Source organism: Deinococcus aestuarii (genome assembly GCF_018863415.1).
Classification (GTDB): Bacteria; Deinococcota; Deinococci; order Deinococcales; family Deinococcaceae; genus Deinococcus; species Deinococcus aestuarii.
The window spans coordinates 1-16,966 of record NZ_JAHKSN010000035.1 but is presented as its reverse complement, the minus strand read 5'-3'; the positions used below and the strand labels follow the sequence as shown (position 1 = coordinate 16,966).

The following is a 16,966-nucleotide window of genomic DNA, read 5'->3' as shown; positions in this document are numbered from 1 at the left end:
GAGCTGAGTGGGTCAGAAGCCCACTCAGCTCATAGGATGGTCCGGCAAGACTATTCGGGATGAATCGAACTTGAAACGGTACGCTTAATTCGGGTCGGGCTTAAAAATGTGAACGGTGATTTTTATGAGTCGGCGTGGTAAATGACGTTGTTCAGTACAGCACGATGGGGTCGTAAGGACCGGGCAGAGGATCACAGGCCCAGACGTTCGTCATAGGGCAGACGATGGGCTTGATGGGGCGGGGGTACGGCAGGAACGAGGAGACTGGCGCGGCCGTAGCCGACTGCATGACCAGGACGCCCCCCGTCGTAAGCGCCACCAGCGTGTAGACGAACTTCTTGATCAGACTGCTCTTCTTCATGCCACCAACTCCTTTCGCTTTCGCTTGACACAGTGATAGACCGTCTTCGTGAAGCAAAAGTGGAATGAGATGGAACGAGAATGAAAAAGCGAACCTCTCCTGTCGCTGCGGCGTTTCACTTGCCTTCCACATTTCCGGACGACACTGGAGTGAGTGCATGGCGCACGAAAGAGGTGAGAGACATGACCCTGGCCGCTTCCCCCTCCCTGTACTCGCCGGTGCTACCGGAGACGTCGGCGGAGATGATCCACCAGGCGACTTCGGTGGAGGTGAAGGCTCTGACCAAGCGTTACTCACGCCGGGTCGTCGCCGTGAGCGAGGTTTCCTTTCAGGCGCGCGCCGGGGAAATCTTCGGCCTCCTGGGTCCCAACGGAGCGGGCAAGACCACCACGTTGCGGATGCTCGCGACGCTGCTCACCCCCACCGACGGCACCGCGCTGATCAACGGGCATGACATTCGCCGCGCCCCGGCAGCCGTCCGCCGCGACATCGGCGTGGTCAGTGGAGGCATGGGGCTGTACGACCACCTGACGGGCCGCGAGGTTTTGGAATATTTCGCGGGATTCTACGGGTTGGGCAAGGCTGACACGGCACGCCGCATCGCCGGGTTGGCCCAACAGCTTCAGATGGACGAACTCCTCGACCGCCGGACCCGACACTACTCGACCGGCATGAAGCAAAAGATCGTGATCGCGCGCGCCGTCATTCATGATCCCAGCGTCGTCATTCTGGACGAGGCCACCAACGGCCTGGATATCGTGGCCCGCCGAGCGGTCCTCGATTTTGCACAGGCCTTCCGGCAGGCGGGCAAGACCGTGTTGTACTCCACGCATATCCTGGGCGAGGCCGAGGAGTTGTGTGACCGTGCGGTCATCTTGCACGAGGGCCGGATCAAGGCCGAGGGAACCATCGTCTGCCTCAAGGCGCGCGTCAATGCGGCGACCCTCGAGCAGGCCTATTTCGACCTGGTGCGTGGCCCCAGGGCCAGCCTGTTCGGCTCCTAGGTTCGGGCCCCCGGCATGCACTGGAACTACATTCTGAGAATTGCCGCCAAAGAGCTGCGCTCGGCATTGCGTGATCGCCGCTCCGTGATGGCAGGCATCGTTTTTCCCCTGGTTATGATTCCGTTGTTTCTGATTGCTCTTCCCCTGCTGATTCAGGATACGTTCGACCGAACGGAACACCAGCGTCAGGTGGTGGGCGTCGTTCACCCGGAACGCCTCCCCTCGGCCCTGCGGGCGGCCCTGACCGCCGATACGGCACAGGCCAGGGGCGTGCGGCTGGTTCCAACCAACCGAACGACCGATGCTGTGCGGAACGGGGATTTCAGGGTCGTGATCGACGTGCCCGAGCACATGCCCACACGGGCGGGTGGTGCCAGCGTTTCCCTCCGGCTTTACGCCAAACTCTCCGATCAGAACTCACAACTGATTCTCGACAAGGTCACGAATGCTGTCGATGCGTACAGCCGGACCTTAACCGAAGCGCGTCTGCAACAGGCGGGCTTGCCGCCGCAGACCTCTCGCCCCCTGGTGGGACAGCCGGTAGACACCGCCACCTCTGCGCAGAGAACAAGCGGGCCCCTCTCGTTCCTGATTCCGTATTTCCTCACGCTGTGGCTGCTGATGGGAGGTCAGGCGACCGCCATCGACGCCACCGCTGGAGAAAAGGAGCGCGGCACCCTGGAAGCGCTCCTGGTGACCCCCGTGTCCCGTCTTGACGTCGTTTTGGGGAAATTCATCGGAGTCATGGTCTTCGCGGTCACGGCCAGCGTCTTCACGGTCCTGGGCATGGCCGTGGCGAGCGCCGTGGGTCATCACGTGCTGGGCCAGGGTGAGGCGGCCCAGGCCTTCGGTGTGAACCTGGCCCTGGGCTGGCCGGCGCTGCTGGTCCTGACCCTGATCGGGCTGTCCACCGCCGCCCTTCTCGCCGGCGTGCTGCTGGCGTTGGGGCTCTTCGCCCGCACCTTCCGCGAGGCACAGACCTATGTCGCGCCACTGGCGCTGCTGATCGCGGTGCCGGCCATCGGCCTCCAGTTCGCCGACTTCCTGACACGTGACCTCAGCCTGTACGCCATCCCCCTCGTGGGCTCGATGCTGGTCATCCTCGACCTGGTGCGCGGTGTGTGGCAGCCTCAAGCCGTCATCCTGGCCGGGCTGACCAATCTTCTGACGGCGGCCCTGGCAGTCACGCTCGTCTGGCTGGGGTTTCGTCGCGAACACATGCTCTTCCGGAACTGACATGCGCCGCTTCTCCTCCCTCCTTCTGCTCGCCGTGGTCGGCCATGCGGCCTCCGCTCAACGTGCCGGTAGGTCGGCCAGCCAAACTGCCACGTCAGCCGCTCCCCTGACGCTGGAGGGAGCACTCGCGCGGCTGGCCCAGGCGCAGCGGAACCTGGTGCAGGCGCGCGCCACGGCGCAGCTCGCCCTGATCCGACTCCAGAACGCCGCCGGAGGCCCCCAGTGAACCGTACCCTCGCCCTGTCCGCCGCGCTGCTCCTCCCGGCGGCAACGGCCCAGTCCGCCCTCACGCTCACCCGCGCCATACAGTCCGCCCTCGCGGGTGGCACCGACGTCCGCACCGCCCAGGCCAACCTCGACAAGGCCACCGCCACCAACAAGGCCGCCCAGGCCGACCCCAGCACCCTCGCCGCCGCCAAGCTCTCCGCCCAGAACACCCAGGCGCTCGCCCGGGTCGGGCTCCGGGCCGCCCGGCTCTCCACGCTTCAGAGCACCGTCAACGCCTACACGGCGCTGCTGGAGGCGCAGGAGAACGTCGAACTCCAGGCCCTCCAGGTGCAGGTCGACCAGAAGGCCCTCCAGGTCGCGCGGGTCAAGCTCAGCGTGAGCAACGCCACCCCCCTCGACGTGCAGCGCGCCCAGAACACCCTGGCGGGCAGCACCGAGGACCTCGCCGACGCCCGCGCCCAGGTCAACCTCGCCTCCGCCCGCCTCGCCACCCTGACGGGGCTTTCCGGCGGTGTGCGGGCAGCGGGACCGCCGAACGTCCCCCCCCTCAAGACCAGCCTCGCCTCGCTGCGCACCGGGCTCAACACGAACCTGACGGGGGTGGTGAGCGCCGGGCAGGCGGTCTCCGAGGCGCAACTGGCCGTCCGGCTGGCGGACAACGACTTCACCCCGGCGCGCACGCTGGCCGACGCGCGCACCACCCTGGCGAACGCCGGGCGGAGCCTCGACGCGGCGCAGAAGAACGCCCAGACGACGCTGGCGGGCGCGTACCAGACGGCCCAGAACGCGGCGGCGCAGCTTGGGGTGGCGCAAAGCCGCGAGGCCGCCGCGCAGAGGAGCTACACCCAGGACGCGGCGCGGCTCAGGAGCGGGACGATCAGCGCGGTGACGCTTCAGGAGACGCAACTCGCGCTCAAGCAGGCCCGCTTCGCCCGCCTCCAGGCGCAGGACGCGGTGCTCGAAGCCCTCGCCGCCCTCTCCGTCGCCGCCGGACAGAACCTCTCCGGCCTCGGCGGCACGCTCTAGCAGGACTTTATCAATCCTTGTGGGCATGGGAGTGCGCCCCGTGCGCGCTCTTTCCAAACGCGGGCACCGACCGAGCCGGATCATAGAGGGGACCCGGCTCGTCCCCAGCGTCTCGCCTCTATCACCCCTCACGGTCGGTCGGTGGTGCGGCGGCCAGGCGTGCAGCACATCCCGTCAGGGGCGTGCCTCTCACTCAAGGTTGCCCGGACGGTCCCTGACCTCCGGAGGGCGGCCGTGCGACTCCACGTGTTCACGGAAACATCTTTCGTTGCCTGAAGATGCCGACCGCCCACGTGATCCCGTGAGGGGGAAAGCTTTGTCGACTTCCTGGCCGACCTTGTATCGGGCGTCACCCCGCACGCTCCCCAACGCGACACCCTGCGCTCATACGGGGGGAAACTCTTCCAGAACACGCCCTGGCGGTCACCACGGCAAGGGGCGGCGCTCAGCCGCCCCGGAGTGACACCATCCCACCAGCTCGCCGAGTTGAAATCAACTGCGCAGCAGAGAGCCGCTGCGCACCAGCCCGCCGATCAACAGCACGATGGACAGCCCGATCAGGAAGCCGTCCACGAACGACGGTGCCAGCGCGAAGCGCCGGACGACGAGAGAGGTCACCAACAGCAGGAGACCCAGGACCAGGAGCGCGGAAGGACTGAGTTTCAACATACGTTCACCTCGTTTCCCGACTGTTCCGAGCGCGATGGAGAGATGGCGCCCGTGCGGTCCCGTCACGGGGCTCACCCCCTCCCCGAACGGTGGTCCGTTCTACTTCTGTTCAATGAAGTGGATGTGAAACGGTCTCTGTGCCAAGACGTGTCAGTCCCCCAACCTGTTTGAGCCTTTCCTTCTGGCGTTTCATTTCGGTTCCATGATTCGTCTGTACCCTTTCATCAGCCCTGAAACACGTTCGAGAATCAATAGCAAAGAGCATTTAAAAGTTATTGGCCTCACCGCAAACTTATAACTGCACTCGGTTATTTGATAACGACGTAAATTTATTTCGGGGAGAAAGAGAAGGTGCCGTATGTTCGTGTCCGCCACAGAGTTCGTGCAGGTTTCGCCCGCCCCGCTGGCCGCCCCGGAGCAGTTCGAGTTCGAGATGCTCGACGACATCAACGCGGGCAGCGAAGCCGCCTGGTGGGCTGGCGCCGGTGCGGGTGTCGTGACCGGTCTGATCATCCTGGCCGCCGTCACCTCCTGAGCACGCCGGTTCCATCGTCCTGGTGACCCGTCATTCCTCTCTTCACAGCCATTCCAAGGAGCCCGCCATGACCGACCTGATCCTGACCGACGTCACCACCGAGCTGGAACTGACCGAACTCGACGAATTCGAGACCCTCTCGAACGCCAAGGACTTCGCGGAGGGCTTCGCCGTGGGCCTCGGCGTCGTGGCCAGCGTCGTCGGCATCATCGCTTTCACCTGAGCGGAGCGTGGGGGACCCGGGCCGTTTGCCCGGGTCCCCCACACCAACAGCCATGAGCGAAGCGACATGGAGAGATCACATCGCGCTCGGTGCGGCGGCGGACAAGGGGCTGCACCACGTGCGCGTCGGCGAAAAGTACTTCGGCGTCAGCCGCTTGATGTACGACCTGCTGAGCGGTCTGTCCAGCCAGAACGTTCCGGTCGACGAGGCGGCGACGTTGCGTCACCTCCAGCAAACCCTGTCATACGGGCAATCACAGAAGGTCTACGCACAATTGCAGGGCTTCGTCGCTGGCGCGTCGCCCAGCCGGTCGCTGTGGCAGAGCTTCCTGCGCGGCCTCATCAAGTTTCCCCTGTGGCGTCCCTCGGCGGCGTGGACGGCGCGATTTCAGGGCCGCATCCTGACGCCCGCACGTGTGGCGCTGAGCGTCCTGCTCGGCCTGGCGTCTCTGGGCGTGGCGGTGGTGAAGTCGCCCGCATTGCCCCCCATCACGGCCGTGGGGCTCGGGGAAGTGTTGACGCTCTGGGTTCTGATCATTGCCACGACACTCGTTCACGAGCTTGGGCACGCCATGGTTGCGGCGCATTACGGCGTGCGTCCCCGCTCGGTCGGCGTCGCCATCTTCTTTCTGCAACCGGCGGGCTACGCCGACGTCAGCGACACGTGGTTGTATGACCGGCGCGTGCGCTTCGCCACCGCGCTGGGTGGATTCATGTTCCAGATCTACCCGCTGGCTCTGGCGAGCGCGCTGTGGTACGCGACCAGTAATCCCCTCCTGGGCCACTACTGCCTGATCAACCTGGGGTACTTCGTCATCAACCTGATTCCCTTCGTGCGGACCGACGGCTACTGGCTGCTCAGCAACGCCCTGGGCGAGAACAACCTGATGAACAAGGGGACCTTCACGCTGCGCACGCTGCTGCGCGACCCGGGCCAGCTCGGGCGCATGGGCGCCGGCGACCTGAGCTTCGCGCTCTTCGGCCTGGCCTCCAGCCTCTACGTGACGGGCCTGTACGCGTACTCGCTGGGCTTTTTGTGGCAACTCGTTCCCTGGAGAGGGAATGTCCCGGTGCTGGGCGTCATGGTCGGCCTGCTGCTGATCGGGTTGATCGTGCGTGAGGCGCTGCGGCGTCGGCGCGTTCCGCGCGCCCAAGGAGTGGTATGACCGCAACGACACGGCAGTGGTACGTCAATCCGTACAAGTTCAAGGCGCGCCACGGGGGCCGCCTGATCATCGGCGCACCCCACAACAACAACGCTGTCCAAGACGAGAAACGCTTTGACTTCCTGTTTTCCGAGCGTACGGTCACCGAGCAGCACCTCACCGTGCTCAGCGACGCGGAGCGCACGCTGCTCTTCCGCGAGAAGGTCCTGATCGACTGGGCCCCCGACAACACCCGCCTGGTGGACCGGCAACTGGGGTTTTTCTCCTTGCTCGGGGAGGACGTCTTTACCGCCCAGCAGCGGCTGGAAACGGCGCGCGTCGCCATTCTCGGCGCCGGCGGCCTGGGGTCGCAGGTGGCCTTTTTGCTGGCCTCGGCCGGGGTGGGCACGCTGAAGCTGTGCGACTTCGACGTGATCGAGCGCTCCAACCTGAACCGCCAGATTCTGTACCGCGACCACGACATCGGCCGGCGCAAGATCGAGGTGGCGGCCCAGACCTTGCAGGCCATCAACCCGGACCTGAGGGTGCTCACGTCACCGGAGTATCTGCGCGACGCGGGCGACATCCGGCGGGCGGTGCAGGGGTACGACCTCGTGGTCCGCGCGGTGGATCAGCCGGTGGGCGTGATCTTCGAGATCGACGCCGCGTGCCGCGCTGAAGGCATCCCACATGTGGGCGGCGGCTTCCTCGACACCCTGGTCTCGGCCGGACCGTACTGCGACGCCAGCACCACGCCCCTGGCACAGACCCAGGCCGGGCTGCGTGACCTGAAGATCCCCGAGTACAGCAAGGGGGCCGTGTTCGGGCCCCTGACCTTCTGGGTGGCGTCCTATGTGGCCGGGGACGTGGTGAGGGCGCTGAGCGGCGTGACCGAGCCACTGCTGCGCGGCAGGATCTATTCGCTGGACGGCGTGACGGGCAAGCTGTTCGTGCAGCAGGTGTGACCGTGGACCGCCTGAGATTTCTGAGTCTGTGGTTCCCGGTGGGCATCGCCGCTGGGCTGGCCGCGCAGTTTGGCGACCACACGCTGCTCGCCGCCGCCGTGCCGTACGCGCTGGGGCTCCTGGCCTGCTGGGCCGGGTTCAGGCGTGAGGGCAACTTGCATGTCGGCGCGGCGGCGGTCGCCACGGCGCTGCTCGGCTACGCCCTGGTGCTCGCCCTGCGTTTCGTCTGGCTGGAACCGCACGCCACCAACCTGTTGCAAGTCGTCGGTGGGGCGACCCTCGCCACCGTCCTGGCCGTGTCGGCGACCACCCTGCTGTGCTGCGCGACGGTCTGGAGTGCCCTCGACCTCGTTCACTCGAAGTTCTCCCTGGAGCAGCCATGACCACCACTTCCGTCCGTCCGTCGACCTCCTCGGTCTGGTCACCCCTGGTCCTGTCCGGCGTGTTGCGCGGTGTGCTCACGGCCGCCGTGTTCTATAACCTGATCACCTACTTCCAGTACGGCAGCGTGTTGCTGGGGGTCACGACCCTGGCCGGCGTGCTGGGCAACCTGCTGTTTCTCGGCGTGGTCGGCTTGATCTGTAGCCTGGTCACACGCACGGGCACGGAGGCGTTCCGTGCCTACGCGCGCACGTTCGTCCTGCCCCTGGTGGTGTACCTGCTGCTGCTGCCGGTCATGGTCATGCTCGTGCCGAATCTGCCGCCGCACGTGTCGTTCGCGGACGCCGAGAGTGCCCGCCAGGTGACCGGGGCGCTGCGCGGCAGCACCGCCATGCAGGTTTTCCGCTCCGTCCAGCTGAGCCTCTTCCTGGCCCAGGCGGTGTGGCTGTACGTCCTGCTGCGTCCCCACACGACCCCTGCCCGCCTCTGCGGCGCCCTGGCCCTGTGCCTCGCGCTGTACGGCACGCTGTTTTTCACCGGGGTGATCTGATGAACATGCGCCTCGTCGTCCTCACGGCCGCAGCGTTTTCCGCCCTGGGCGGTGCGGTGGCGATGATGTACCGCACGCAACACGCTCCCCAGCTGAGCGTGAACGCCGAGGCCGTGCTCAAGCAGCCCTTCGATCAGATCACCAAGGCGAACGGCGTGATCGAGGGGCGCAGCTACCGGCTGAGCTTCGCGCGTGCCGGCACCGTCGAGGAGCTGAACGTGGCGGAAGGAGAAGAGGTCCACCGTGGTCAGGTGCTCGCCCAGCTCGACGTCAGCGGCCCGACCCGCCAACTGGCCCTGATCGAGCGCGCCGAGCAGGAGCTGCGCCGCAACGCCGGGTTGCAGGCCCTCGACGGCGAGGTGAAACTGCGCGACGCGGCGCGGGCCTTGCAGGCGGCCGAACGTGCCGCGAACGCCGAGCGGCAGCTCTATGCCCTGGGGGCCGTTTCTCTCAACGACCTGCAAGCCGCGCAGCGTGCCGCGCAGGACGCGAGGGACGCCCTCCAGAGCGCACGCATCGGGCGCGACCTCGCCGCGAGCAGTGCGGCGCGCGACCTGACGACCCAGCAGGGCGAGGCTCAGCAGCTGCGCGACGAGCTGCGCCAGTCGCGCCTGGTGTCTCCCGTGGACGGTTTCGTCACGGACGTGGGGTTCCGGGTCGGGGAGACGTCGGCCGACCAGACGTTGTTCGTCGTGCAGCGTGGCACCCTGAGGATCAAGCTCGACGTACAGGAGAGCGAACTCGTCCGTATTCGTCCCCACGAACGCGTGGACGTGTTCCTCAACGCCTACGACGACCAGAGGGTGCAGGGTACCGTGGGTGAGATCACCAGCCAGGCCACCACCAACGCGGGGGGCAGTTCCACCCTGAGCGTGTACGTAAATTTCGGGCGCGGCGGCGCGGCGCGCAAGCTCATTCCCGGCCTGTCGGTGCGCGCCGACATCCACACGTTGGAATTGCCCCACGCCATCGTGGTGCCGACCGGGGCCGTGGTGCGAGGCGGCACGGGGTCCTACGTCTGGACGGTGCAGCAGGAGCGGCTGGCCAGGCAACCCATCCGGGTGATCGGGGCCAACCCGACCCGGGTGGCCATCACGGGTGTCCGGGCCGGCACCGAGGTGGTGCTCAGCCCCGACGACGGCTTCGAGGCGGGCACCCGGGTGAGGGTGGCACATGACTGACGGCGCTCCCCCCCCGATGATCCGCATGCGACACCTCGAAAAGTCGTACCCCGCAGTCGCGGGCACACCCTCCAACGTGCTCAAGGCCATCGACCTCGACGTGCGCGCGGGCGAGTACGTCGCCATCGTGGGGGCCAGCGGGTGCGGCAAGTCCACCCTGATGCACATCATGGGTCTGCTCGACGCGCCCAGCGGGGGCTCGTACCACTTCGACGGCGCGGACGTGACGCACCTGAGCGAGGTGCAACGCGCCGCACACCGCAACCGCGACATCGGCTTCATCTTTCAGGCGTTCGTCCTGCTTCCCGGCCTGACGGTCCTGGAGAACGCGACCCTGGCGCTGCGGCTGCGCGGCGTGACCAGGCGCGAGCGCGAGGCGCGCGCCATGCTGGTGCTGGAGCGGGTCGGGCTGGCGTCACGCGCGCACCATCATCCGCATCAGCTGTCCGGCGGCCAAAAGCAGCGGGTGGCCATCGCGCGTTCCCTGCTGCAAGAGCCGCGCCTGATCCTGGCGGACGAACCGACCGGCAACCTCGATCCGGCCGCCACCGAGGACGTGCTGACCCTGTTCGCGGAGGCGAACGCGCAGGGCACCACCGTCGTCGTGATTACCCACGACGAACGCGTGGCGCGCGCGGCGGGGTCCTGCATCCGGCTCCGGGACGGAGAGGTGTTCACCCAGGCTCTGCCGGGAACCCCGGCCGTGAGGAGGAGTGCGTGACCCCGCGCGACTTGATCAGCTTCGCCGCCGAATCGCTGGCCCGCAACCGGCTGCGGGCCGTGCTGTCCCTGCTGGGCATCGTCATCGGCACCTTCGCCATCACCGTGATGCTGGGGGTGAGCGACATCGCGCGCGGCACCATCGTCGGACAGTTGCGGCAGGTGACGGGGCGATCCATCCTCGTACAGCCCAGCAACACGAACCGCGGCGTGGGCGCCGACCGCCTGACCAGCGCCGACGCCGAGCTGATCGGGGGCGTGTACGGCGCACACCCCCTCCCGCAAAACTTTTCGTTCGCCCAGTACGACAATGGCCGGGGTCAGCCCGTCACCATCACCGTGACCAGCTCCGTCGGCGACGTTCCCCGCATCGACGCGACCACCCGTGTCCAGACCGGGCGGTATTTCAACGCCTTCGAGGCAGACAACGGTGCCCCCGTCGGCGTGCTCAATGCCCGCGCCGCCAGGGACCTGTTCGGCGAGCGTGACCCCGTCGGACGGACGGTCGTCCTCGCCTTTCAGAACGGGGTCAAGACCGAGGTGACCATCGTCGGCGTGCTGGAGCCGCTACCGGGGCTCTTCAGCGCCATGAGCACGCCACAGGTGGTCGTGCCCAACGCCTTTCTCTGGCAGCGGTCGAACAGCCAGGCCGAAGGCACCTTCGACGTCGTGCAGGTCATCGTTGACGATCAGGTCGGCATGGCCGGCGTCTCCCGGAAGATCGAGCAGCTTCTCGCGGGGAACCACGAGGACGGCAAGTTCACCGTCCAGTCCACCGACCTGTTCGCGAACGTGATCGATACCGTCACCGGCATCGTGACGGTCGTGCTGGCCACGGTCGGCGGCCTGTCCCTGCTTGTGGCAGGCATCGGCATCATGAACATGATGTTGGTGTCCGTGAACGAGCGTCTGCGTGACATCGGCCTGCTGGTCGCGTTGGGCGCGCACCGGGAGACGATCAACGCCATGTTCCTGCTGGAGGCGTTGCTGCTGACGGGCGTCGGGGGCGGCCTGGGGAGCCTGCTTGCCCTGGCCCTGTTGTGGGGCGTGACGGCGCTGTTGCCGGTGCAGGCGGCGTTCCACGTGGGCTGGTTCACGCTGCTGATCCCGTTCGGGGTGAGCGTGGTGATCGGTCTGCTGTTCGGCGTGCTGCCGGCGTCGCGGGCCGCCGCCCTGGACCCTATCGAGTGTTTGCGTTTCGAGTGAGCGCCGCCGTCATCTCCACGGCGCCCGACTCTCCCCGCCCCCTTCATTCCTGCCGAGGTGAAGGCAGGACGCCTGCGGCCTGAACAGCGCGCCCCGGGGCGCGCCGCTGTTGTGCCCTTCCCGTGGGTGCGCAGCCCATGTCCCGCCGGCATGCGGCACAGTCGCCAGGCCGCCGGGAGGCACCGGACCGGGGTTTCTCAATGCGCCCCGATCCAGTCGGCCGCGTCCTGCATGGGCTGCTCCGCGATAGGCCGGAAATCGTCGTCGATCACGCTGGCCGCCGGACCGAGCGTGTGGCCCAGCCCGGGATAGACCTTGACGGTGGCCCGCGTGCCCGCCTTCCGGAAGGCAGTCTCGAGCGTCTCCAGATGGCTCACGGGGGTGTTCGCGTCGTTGCGTCCCTGGAGCACCAGCACCGGCAGCTTGAGCTGTTGCACCTGTGCGGTGACGGTCGGCAGGGCGCGGTTCGGCGAGTAGATGCTGAAAAAGCCCTGCGGCCTGAAGGCGGAGTCCAGCACCGCCCGGAACCCGGGCACGATCTCGGCATCCACTTCCAGCCGGCCGTTCCTGTTCGCATCGAGGGCGGAGTTGACGACGAACTTGCCCTGCTGAGCCTGCACCGGGTCGGCGAAGTACGCCCCGACGCTCTTGGCGACGAGGCCGCCCTTACCGGCGAGCACCTGGGGGAGGTTGTCATTCGTCAGTGCGTCGCCCACGACCGAGCGCAGGTGGGGCAACTGCACCTCGTTGAACTGCGCCTCGAAGAGTTGGCGCCACGGGAGCACGACCGGCCCCTGAAGAATCAGACCGGCCAGTTCGGGGTGACGCGCGGCGAGCGCGGCAGCGACGGTGCTGCCCTCGCTCCAGCCGTAGACGAAGACCCGCCGTGGATCCACGCGCGGATTCTGCTCCATGGCCTGGAGGGCCGTCTCGGCGTCGCGCAGGAACATGCCCAGGTCGGCCTGGGTGTAGAACTTCTGGGCGTCCACCTGCCGCGGGCCGCTGACGTAGTGCTTGTTGTAGCGCAGCGTCGCGATCCCCCGTGTGGCAAGACCGCTGGCGAGGTCCTTGAAGATGCTGGACTTCAGGGTGCCGTCCGCACCATACACATGAAAGTCCATATCGGCAGGCGTGGAGCCCGGGATGAGCAACACGGCAGGAAGCTTCCTGGTCGTGCTGCCCGGATACGTCCACTGGGCCTTGCTCTGGAAGTCACCGAAATTCAAGGTGATGTCCTCGCGCCCCACCTGCTGGGCATGCGCGAGTGCGGCGAGCAGCAGGGCGGACAACACGGAGGCTCTGTTCATGCTCTCAGCCTAGGTATGGAGGTGAACACGACGTGGAATCCTTGCCCCTCCCCCGGTGGAACGGTTCAGCGCGGTCAAGCTCGTCCGGTCGAGATCACCCCATGAGGTTGTGGTACGCGGCATGGATCTCCTTCAGCCGCCGCTCGGCGATGACCCGGAAATCCTCGCCCGGGTGTCCCACCCGGTCAGGGTGAGACGGCTTGGTTAACATCAGCCAAGATTTCTCTATTTCTAGAGCTTTAGAAGCCTATAAACGCCGTTTAGCGCCTGCCGAGGTTATGAACGCCGTTTAGGGCCCGGTGAGGTTGTGGGCGAGGACGGCCAGCGCGACGCGGAGCCGTAAGCCTGCCAGCGTTTTGGCTTGAACGGAGCGAATCTGCCCCGCGACGAGTTGGGGGAAAACCGTTTCGATGCGTTTGCGGAGTTTGGGGTGGCGGGAGACCCGCCACCCCAAGTCGTCGCGCGTGTTCTTCTTCGGTGGAAAGACAAAGCCCAGCGCAGCATAGCCCTTGTCTCTGATGACCCTGGGGCCACCGAACTCCAGCCACCTTTGATTCAGCTCAAAGCCGACGGTCAGGTCGTGAAGGTTGGCGGGCCGGAGGGCGTATTGGACAATCTTTCCGCCTCCTGTCACCCACGCATGCAATTTGTAGCCGTAGAAGTCCCCCTGGGTTCCATAGCCCCACCGGGCGCCCGGAAACGCACAGCGTCCGTGGCGAGCGGTGCCGCCATCGACACCGCCTCGGTGGGGCCCAAGACCTTCACGGTCGACGCGACCGACAGGGCCGGGAACGCGGCCACCCCGGTCACCGTGCGGCACACCGTCGCCTATCCCTTCCGGGGCTTTCTCCAGCCCGTGGACAACCTGCCGACGGCGAACACGGTCAAGGCGGGGAGCGTCGTCCCGGTCAAGTTCGGCTTGGGTGGCAACCGGGGCCTGAACATCCTGGCGGCGGGCTCGCCCCGAGTGAGCGCCGTGCCGTGCGACGGCAGTGCTCCGGCCGACGAGATCGAGCAGACGGTCACCGCCGGGGGAAGCAGCCTGAGCTACGACGCGGCGAGCGACACCTACAGCTCTATCTGGAAGACCGACCGGAGTTGGGCCGGGACGTGCCGCCAGCTCAACGTGGTGCTCGCCGACGGCCTTCCGCACCTCGCCACCTTCAAGTTCCGCTGAGCCACGCGCGCCGTGCTGTCACCGCGGGTGCCGGCCCCGGGCAGCACCACAGCAGAACCATTCCCGGCAGTTCGGCTCCACCGTCAATGCTTGAACTGCTGGCGGTTCATCCTCAGCGTCCGGTCCAGTCGCTCGTGACCCACCCGGCCAGCTTGGCTGACGACTTACGCAGGAGGTCCGATGGGGGCGCGCCGCCCGCCACCTCGTCCACCGAATTCACGAAGATGGAGGAGGGCGTCAAGCTGCCGTCGCGACCTCCGCAGCGCCTTTGCGCGTTCGGCGCCAGGTCCAGGCAGAGCGCAGGATGAAGGCCAGGAGCAGCACCTCGAGTCCGATGGAGAGGCCGTAAAAGGCGGCCCACTCCCAGGTCGCCCCTGCCGCGTTGAACAGCGAGTAGGGGATGAGGAGCGACGCAACGACGAGGTTCGTGGCGCGGTTCACCCGGGCGGGCAGCGTCATGGAGAGCCACACCATCATGGCCGGGATCGAGACGGACACGAGGAAAAGGGTCAACAACGTCGAGCTGATGTCGAACTTCCAGACGAGGCCGTCCAGGATGCCTTTGACGACGCCAGGCTTGTAGAAATTTAAGATGTCGACATAGACGTAGAGGAACATGAAGCTGGTCCATGCGGCGGCGAGCTTGACCTGCACGGGGATCGGCGGGTCCTCGGGGGCGCTGTGGATGGGGACAGGTCGTGTCATGTTCTGCTCCTTCGTTCGGTAAGGCTCACTCCCTGGGCAGCGACGTGCAGCCCTGCATGGAGTGTGTGCGGCGACCCACAAGACGCGTTCGGGAAAAGGACAAGGTTTCTCGACACGCCCCGGGCATGGTCTTGGCAAGGGTGCCTACACTGGAAGGCGTGAACCCGGGCCAACTCGTGCTGATCGTGGAGGACGAGCCAGACATTGCCGAAGTGCTGGAGGTGTATCTGCGCCGCGAGGGGTTCCGCACCGAGCGTGCCAGCACCGGCTCAGGGGCCGTGAACCTGCACCGCGCGGCCCGGCCGGACCTGGTGTTGCTGGATGTCAATCTGCCCGAATTCGACGGCTTCGAGGTGCTGCGGCGCATCCGGGAGACGGCGGGGACGCCCGTCATCATGGTCACGGCGTTCGCGGAAGACCTGGACAAACTCCTGGGCCTCAGGATGGGCGCGGACGATTACGTGGTCAAGCCCTTCAGCCCGTTGGAGGTGGTCGCCCGCGTGGGGGCCGTGCTGCGCCGCGCCGGAACGCAGACAGAGGGGCAACCGCTCCGTTTTGCGGGGCTGGAACTCGATCCGCTGGCCGTGCGGGTTCGGGTGGCTGGGCACCGCCTCGACGTGACCATGACCGAGTACCGCCTGCTCGAACACCTGCTGCGGCACCGGGGCCGGGTCTGTTCCCGTGCGGAACTGCTGGAGGTGGCCCTGCCCGAGTCGGACGCGCTGGAACGGGTGATCGACACCCATCTGTGGAACCTGCGCCGGAAACTGGAGGAAGCGGGTCAGCCGGGCCTCATTCAGACCGTGCGCGGCGTGGGCTTCCGACTGGCGGACGAATGAAGCCGCCAGACACGCCCGGGCAGGCCGTGTGGCGCGGCTGGAACTCCCTGGCCGCCGACCTCTACAAAACCATGCTGGGGGTGGTGCTGCTGACTTCTCTCACCATGTTCGTCGTCCTCAGTTACGCCTGGTCGGCGTTCATGGATGAGGTGCAGCGACAGACCGGGGCGCTGCTGACGGCCCAGTTTCGGCTGCCCCCGGATCAACTCGACCCCCTGCTGGCACAGGCCAGACGGCTGTCCGGGACCACCCTGAATGTGGATGAGATCCGGTCCCTGTTCGTGTTCGCCCTGGTGCTGCTCTTCACCCTGCTGTCCCTGCTCACGTGGTGGTCAGCCAGACGTTTCGCCCGTCCTTTGACGCAACTCTCCGCCGCCGCGAACCGGCTGACGACCGGGGACTTCACCGCCCGCGCCGTGCTGGGCGGCAGTCTGAACCGCCGCAGCGATGAGACGGCGAGGCTCCTGAGAGACTTCAACCTCATGGCCGCGTCCCTGGAACGGCTGGAACGGGAACGGCGCTACGGCGTGGCCGCCACGGCCCACGAACTCCGCACGCCGGTCACCGTGCTGCGCGGGCGACTGGAAGGTCTGCGTGACGGCGTGTTGCCCGCCAGCCCGCAGGAACTGGAGAAACTGATCGGCCACACCGACCTGCTGTCCAAACTGATTGAGGATTTGCAACTTCTTTCGCTGGCCGAGGCGGGCGAATTGCGGCTCGACCTTGGCCCGGTGGAGGTGCAGGATGTCCTGATCCGTCTGCACGCCGATCACCTGAAGGCAGCCCAGACACAGGGCGCCCAGCTTCTCCTGGACCTCTGTGCCGAACCGGTCAGGGTGACGGGCGACCGGCGCCGGTTGGAGCAGGTCGTCCATAACCTGCTGACCAACGCGCTGCGCCACACCCGCCCGTACGGCACGGTCCGGATCAAGCTTGAGGTGGAAGCGGGGGCCGCCCACATCGAGATTCACAACACAGGCACCGGGTTCACCGCCGAAGCCCTGAACCGGGCATTCGAACGGTTCTACAGCGGCCCAGACCGGGAACGTGGGCGCGGCGGAAGTGGGCTGGGGCTAGCCATCTCGAAGTCATTGATCGAAGCTCACGGCGGCGAGATGAGGCTGTTCAACACCGAAACTGGAGCGGGGGTGCAGATCACGCTGAACCCCCTCGCTGAGGGTGATGGGCTTCACGGGGCAAGGCCACGATTCTGAAATTCTCATCCGCCCGGAAGAGCTGCGGTTTCACACCTCCCAGGGGAGCGGTCAGGGAAGGTGCGCCGAAGCGCAATGGGGGCAGATAAGTTGACTGTCTGTGGAACCCAGAGTTCTGTCTCCAGAAGCGGAGACGGCACTTGAGACCGCTGGAGGGAGGAAGGGGCATTTCCGCTAGAGGCTGTGTAAAAGGCGTTCCAAGTTGAGGGGAGAGGGTCTGTGGTGAGCAGAATGGGGGATGGTGCGACAAGGGTACCCGAGTGATGTCGATGACGAGACGTATCATTTCCTGCTG

At 66.5% G+C, this 16,966-nt stretch carries 21 protein-coding genes and 1 pseudogene; 16 read left to right on the top strand and 6 right to left on the bottom strand.

Going from position 1 to position 16,966, the window contains the following annotated elements; all coding sequences use genetic code 11:
* Positions 1-151: 151 nt before the first annotated feature.
* A complete protein-coding gene (locus IC605_RS23790; RefSeq protein WP_216329673.1) occupies positions 152-361 on the bottom strand; it encodes a hypothetical protein in 210 nt (69 codons plus the stop codon).
* A 182-nt stretch (positions 362-543) separates the two neighbouring features.
* On the opposite strand from IC605_RS23790, the gene IC605_RS23785 reads away from it, so the two are divergent.
* The 4 genes from IC605_RS23785 to IC605_RS23770 are packed head-to-tail and all read left to right on the top strand — an operon-like array spanning position 544 to position 3,855.
* Positions 544-1,365, top strand: a complete 822-nt coding sequence (locus IC605_RS23785) for an ABC transporter ATP-binding protein (protein WP_343216711.1) — start codon at positions 544-546, stop codon at positions 1,363-1,365.
* A 15-nt stretch (positions 1,366-1,380) separates the two neighbouring features.
* Positions 1,381-2,601: an ABC transporter permease gene (locus IC605_RS23780; protein WP_216329672.1), complete on the top strand. Its 1,221-nt coding sequence runs from the start codon at positions 1,381-1,383 to the stop codon at positions 2,599-2,601.
* Between the two features lies 1 nt (position 2,602).
* Positions 2,603-2,827 carry a hypothetical protein gene (locus IC605_RS23775; protein WP_216329691.1) on the top strand — a complete coding sequence of 75 codons (225 nt, stop codon included), beginning with the start codon at positions 2,603-2,605 and terminating at the stop codon, positions 2,825-2,827.
* Positions 2,824-3,855 carry a TolC family protein gene (locus IC605_RS23770; RefSeq protein WP_216329670.1) on the top strand — a complete coding sequence of 344 codons (1,032 nt, stop codon included), beginning with the start codon at positions 2,824-2,826 and terminating at the stop codon, positions 3,853-3,855. Before IC605_RS23775 ends, IC605_RS23770 begins: the two co-directional genes overlap by 4 nt.
* A gap of 492 nt (positions 3,856-4,347) precedes the next feature.
* Here IC605_RS23770 and IC605_RS25325 read toward each other — a convergent pair whose 3' ends face one another.
* Positions 4,348-4,473 (bottom strand): hypothetical protein, encoded by a 126-nt coding sequence (locus IC605_RS25325; protein WP_281416538.1) that lies wholly within the window; start codon positions 4,471-4,473, stop codon positions 4,348-4,350.
* 409 nt (positions 4,474-4,882) lie between these two features.
* Here IC605_RS25325 and IC605_RS23765 point away from each other — a divergent pair, with 409 nt between their 5' ends.
* The 9 genes from IC605_RS23765 (at position 4,883) to IC605_RS23725 (ending at position 11,429) form a co-directional block, all read left to right on the top strand.
* The gene (locus IC605_RS23765) at positions 4,883-5,059 is read left to right on the top strand and encodes a hypothetical protein (RefSeq protein WP_216329668.1); all 177 of its coding nucleotides are present in this window, start codon (positions 4,883-4,885) and stop codon (positions 5,057-5,059) included.
* Between the two features lie 67 nt (positions 5,060-5,126).
* A complete protein-coding gene (locus IC605_RS23760; RefSeq protein ID WP_216329666.1) occupies positions 5,127-5,282 on the top strand; it encodes a daptide-type RiPP in 156 nt (51 codons plus the stop codon).
* 52 nt (positions 5,283-5,334) lie between these two features.
* The gene (locus IC605_RS23755; protein WP_216329664.1) at positions 5,335-6,447 is read left to right on the top strand and encodes a zinc metalloprotease; all 1,113 of its coding nucleotides are present in this window, start codon (positions 5,335-5,337) and stop codon (positions 6,445-6,447) included.
* Positions 6,444-7,391: a HesA/MoeB/ThiF family protein gene (locus tag IC605_RS23750; RefSeq protein ID WP_216329662.1), complete on the top strand. Its 948-nt coding sequence runs from the start codon at positions 6,444-6,446 to the stop codon at positions 7,389-7,391. The genes IC605_RS23755 and IC605_RS23750 overlap by 4 nt, the downstream gene beginning before the upstream one ends.
* Positions 7,388-7,774: a hypothetical protein gene (locus IC605_RS23745; protein ID WP_216329659.1), complete on the top strand. Its 387-nt coding sequence runs from the start codon at positions 7,388-7,390 to the stop codon at positions 7,772-7,774. Before IC605_RS23750 ends, IC605_RS23745 begins: the two co-directional genes overlap by 4 nt.
* A complete protein-coding gene (locus IC605_RS23740; RefSeq protein ID WP_216329657.1) occupies positions 7,771-8,322 on the top strand; it encodes a hypothetical protein in 552 nt (183 codons plus the stop codon). The genes IC605_RS23745 and IC605_RS23740 overlap by 4 nt, the downstream gene beginning before the upstream one ends.
* Positions 8,322-9,503, top strand: a complete 1,182-nt coding sequence (locus IC605_RS23735) for an efflux RND transporter periplasmic adaptor subunit (RefSeq protein ID WP_216329655.1) — start codon at positions 8,322-8,324, stop codon at positions 9,501-9,503. The genes IC605_RS23740 and IC605_RS23735 overlap by 1 nt, the downstream gene beginning before the upstream one ends.
* Positions 9,504-9,528: 25 nt before the next feature.
* Entirely contained in the window at positions 9,529-10,224 is a 696-nt protein-coding gene (locus tag IC605_RS23730) for an ABC transporter ATP-binding protein (protein ID WP_216329653.1), read from the top strand.
* Positions 10,221-11,429, top strand: a complete 1,209-nt coding sequence (locus IC605_RS23725; protein ID WP_216329651.1) for an ABC transporter permease — start codon at positions 10,221-10,223, stop codon at positions 11,427-11,429. Before IC605_RS23730 ends, IC605_RS23725 begins: the two co-directional genes overlap by 4 nt.
* Before the next feature lie 197 nt (positions 11,430-11,626).
* On the opposite strand, the gene IC605_RS23720 is transcribed toward IC605_RS23725, so the two are convergent.
* Positions 11,627-12,736 (bottom strand): alpha/beta hydrolase family protein, encoded by a 1,110-nt coding sequence (locus IC605_RS23720; RefSeq protein ID WP_216329649.1) that lies wholly within the window; start codon positions 12,734-12,736, stop codon positions 11,627-11,629.
* 289 nt (positions 12,737-13,025) lie between these two features.
* A pseudogene (locus tag IC605_RS23715) lies at positions 13,026-13,454 on the bottom strand (transposase); the annotation flags it as partial.
* Between IC605_RS23715 and IC605_RS23710 the strand changes: the two are divergent.
* The gene (locus tag IC605_RS23710) at positions 13,377-13,913 is read left to right on the top strand and encodes a PxKF domain-containing protein (RefSeq protein WP_246581242.1); all 537 of its coding nucleotides are present in this window, start codon (positions 13,377-13,379) and stop codon (positions 13,911-13,913) included. The pseudogene IC605_RS23715 and the gene IC605_RS23710 overlap by 78 nt on opposite strands.
* A 112-nt stretch (positions 13,914-14,025) precedes the next feature.
* Here IC605_RS23710 and IC605_RS25320 read toward each other — a convergent pair whose 3' ends face one another.
* Both IC605_RS25320 and IC605_RS23705 read right to left on the bottom strand, forming a co-directional pair.
* On the bottom strand, positions 14,026-14,154 hold the full coding sequence (locus IC605_RS25320) for a hypothetical protein (protein WP_281416536.1): 129 nt from the start codon (positions 14,152-14,154) through the stop codon (positions 14,026-14,028).
* A complete protein-coding gene (locus IC605_RS23705; RefSeq protein WP_216329645.1) occupies positions 14,151-14,618 on the bottom strand; it encodes a DUF6326 family protein in 468 nt (155 codons plus the stop codon). Before IC605_RS23705 ends, IC605_RS25320 begins: the two co-directional genes overlap by 4 nt.
* Positions 14,619-14,776: 158 nt before the next feature.
* Here IC605_RS23705 and IC605_RS23700 point away from each other — a divergent pair, with 158 nt between their 5' ends.
* Both IC605_RS23700 and IC605_RS23695 read left to right on the top strand, forming a co-directional pair.
* Positions 14,777-15,457 (top strand): response regulator transcription factor, encoded by a 681-nt coding sequence (locus IC605_RS23700; RefSeq protein WP_343216709.1) that lies wholly within the window; start codon positions 14,777-14,779, stop codon positions 15,455-15,457.
* Complete coding sequence (locus IC605_RS23695; RefSeq protein ID WP_216329640.1) at positions 15,454-16,671, top strand: sensor histidine kinase; 1,218 nt, start codon at positions 15,454-15,456, stop codon at positions 16,669-16,671. Before IC605_RS23700 ends, IC605_RS23695 begins: the two co-directional genes overlap by 4 nt.
* The last annotated feature ends 295 nt before the right edge of the window (positions 16,672-16,966 follow it).

Bases quoted from the DNA above. Each gene is read 5' to 3' on its own strand.
- IC605_RS23765 (WP_216329668.1), top strand. From the start codon at position 4,883: ATGTTCGTGTCCGCCACAGAGTTCGTGCAGGTTTCGCCCGCCCCGCTG.
- IC605_RS23755 (WP_216329664.1), top strand. From the start codon at position 5,335: ATGAGCGAAGCGACATGGAGAGATCACATCGCGCTCGGTGCGGCGGCG.
- IC605_RS23740 (WP_216329657.1), top strand. From the start codon at position 7,771: ATGACCACCACTTCCGTCCGTCCGTCGACCTCCTCGGTCTGGTCACCC.
- IC605_RS23760 (WP_216329666.1), top strand. From the start codon at position 5,127: ATGACCGACCTGATCCTGACCGACGTCACCACCGAGCTGGAACTGACC.
- IC605_RS23790 (WP_216329673.1), bottom strand. From the start codon at position 361: ATGAAGAAGAGCAGTCTGATCAAGAAGTTCGTCTACACGCTGGTGGCG.
- IC605_RS23780 (WP_216329672.1), top strand. From the start codon at position 1,381: ATGCACTGGAACTACATTCTGAGAATTGCCGCCAAAGAGCTGCGCTCG.
- IC605_RS23695 (WP_216329640.1), top strand. From the start codon at position 15,454: ATGAAGCCGCCAGACACGCCCGGGCAGGCCGTGTGGCGCGGCTGGAAC.
- IC605_RS23730 (WP_216329653.1), top strand. From the start codon at position 9,529: ATGCGACACCTCGAAAAGTCGTACCCCGCAGTCGCGGGCACACCCTCC.
- IC605_RS23720 (WP_216329649.1), bottom strand. From the start codon at position 12,736: ATGAACAGAGCCTCCGTGTTGTCCGCCCTGCTGCTCGCCGCACTCGCG.
- IC605_RS23785 (WP_343216711.1), top strand. From the start codon at position 544: ATGACCCTGGCCGCTTCCCCCTCCCTGTACTCGCCGGTGCTACCGGAG.
- IC605_RS23750 (WP_216329662.1), top strand. From the start codon at position 6,444: ATGACCGCAACGACACGGCAGTGGTACGTCAATCCGTACAAGTTCAAG.
- IC605_RS23705 (WP_216329645.1), bottom strand. From the start codon at position 14,618: ATGACACGACCTGTCCCCATCCACAGCGCCCCCGAGGACCCGCCGATC.
- IC605_RS23735 (WP_216329655.1), top strand. From the start codon at position 8,322: ATGAACATGCGCCTCGTCGTCCTCACGGCCGCAGCGTTTTCCGCCCTG.
- IC605_RS23775 (WP_216329691.1), top strand. From the start codon at position 2,603: ATGCGCCGCTTCTCCTCCCTCCTTCTGCTCGCCGTGGTCGGCCATGCG.
- IC605_RS23710 (WP_246581242.1), top strand. From the start codon at position 13,377: ATGCAATTTGTAGCCGTAGAAGTCCCCCTGGGTTCCATAGCCCCACCG.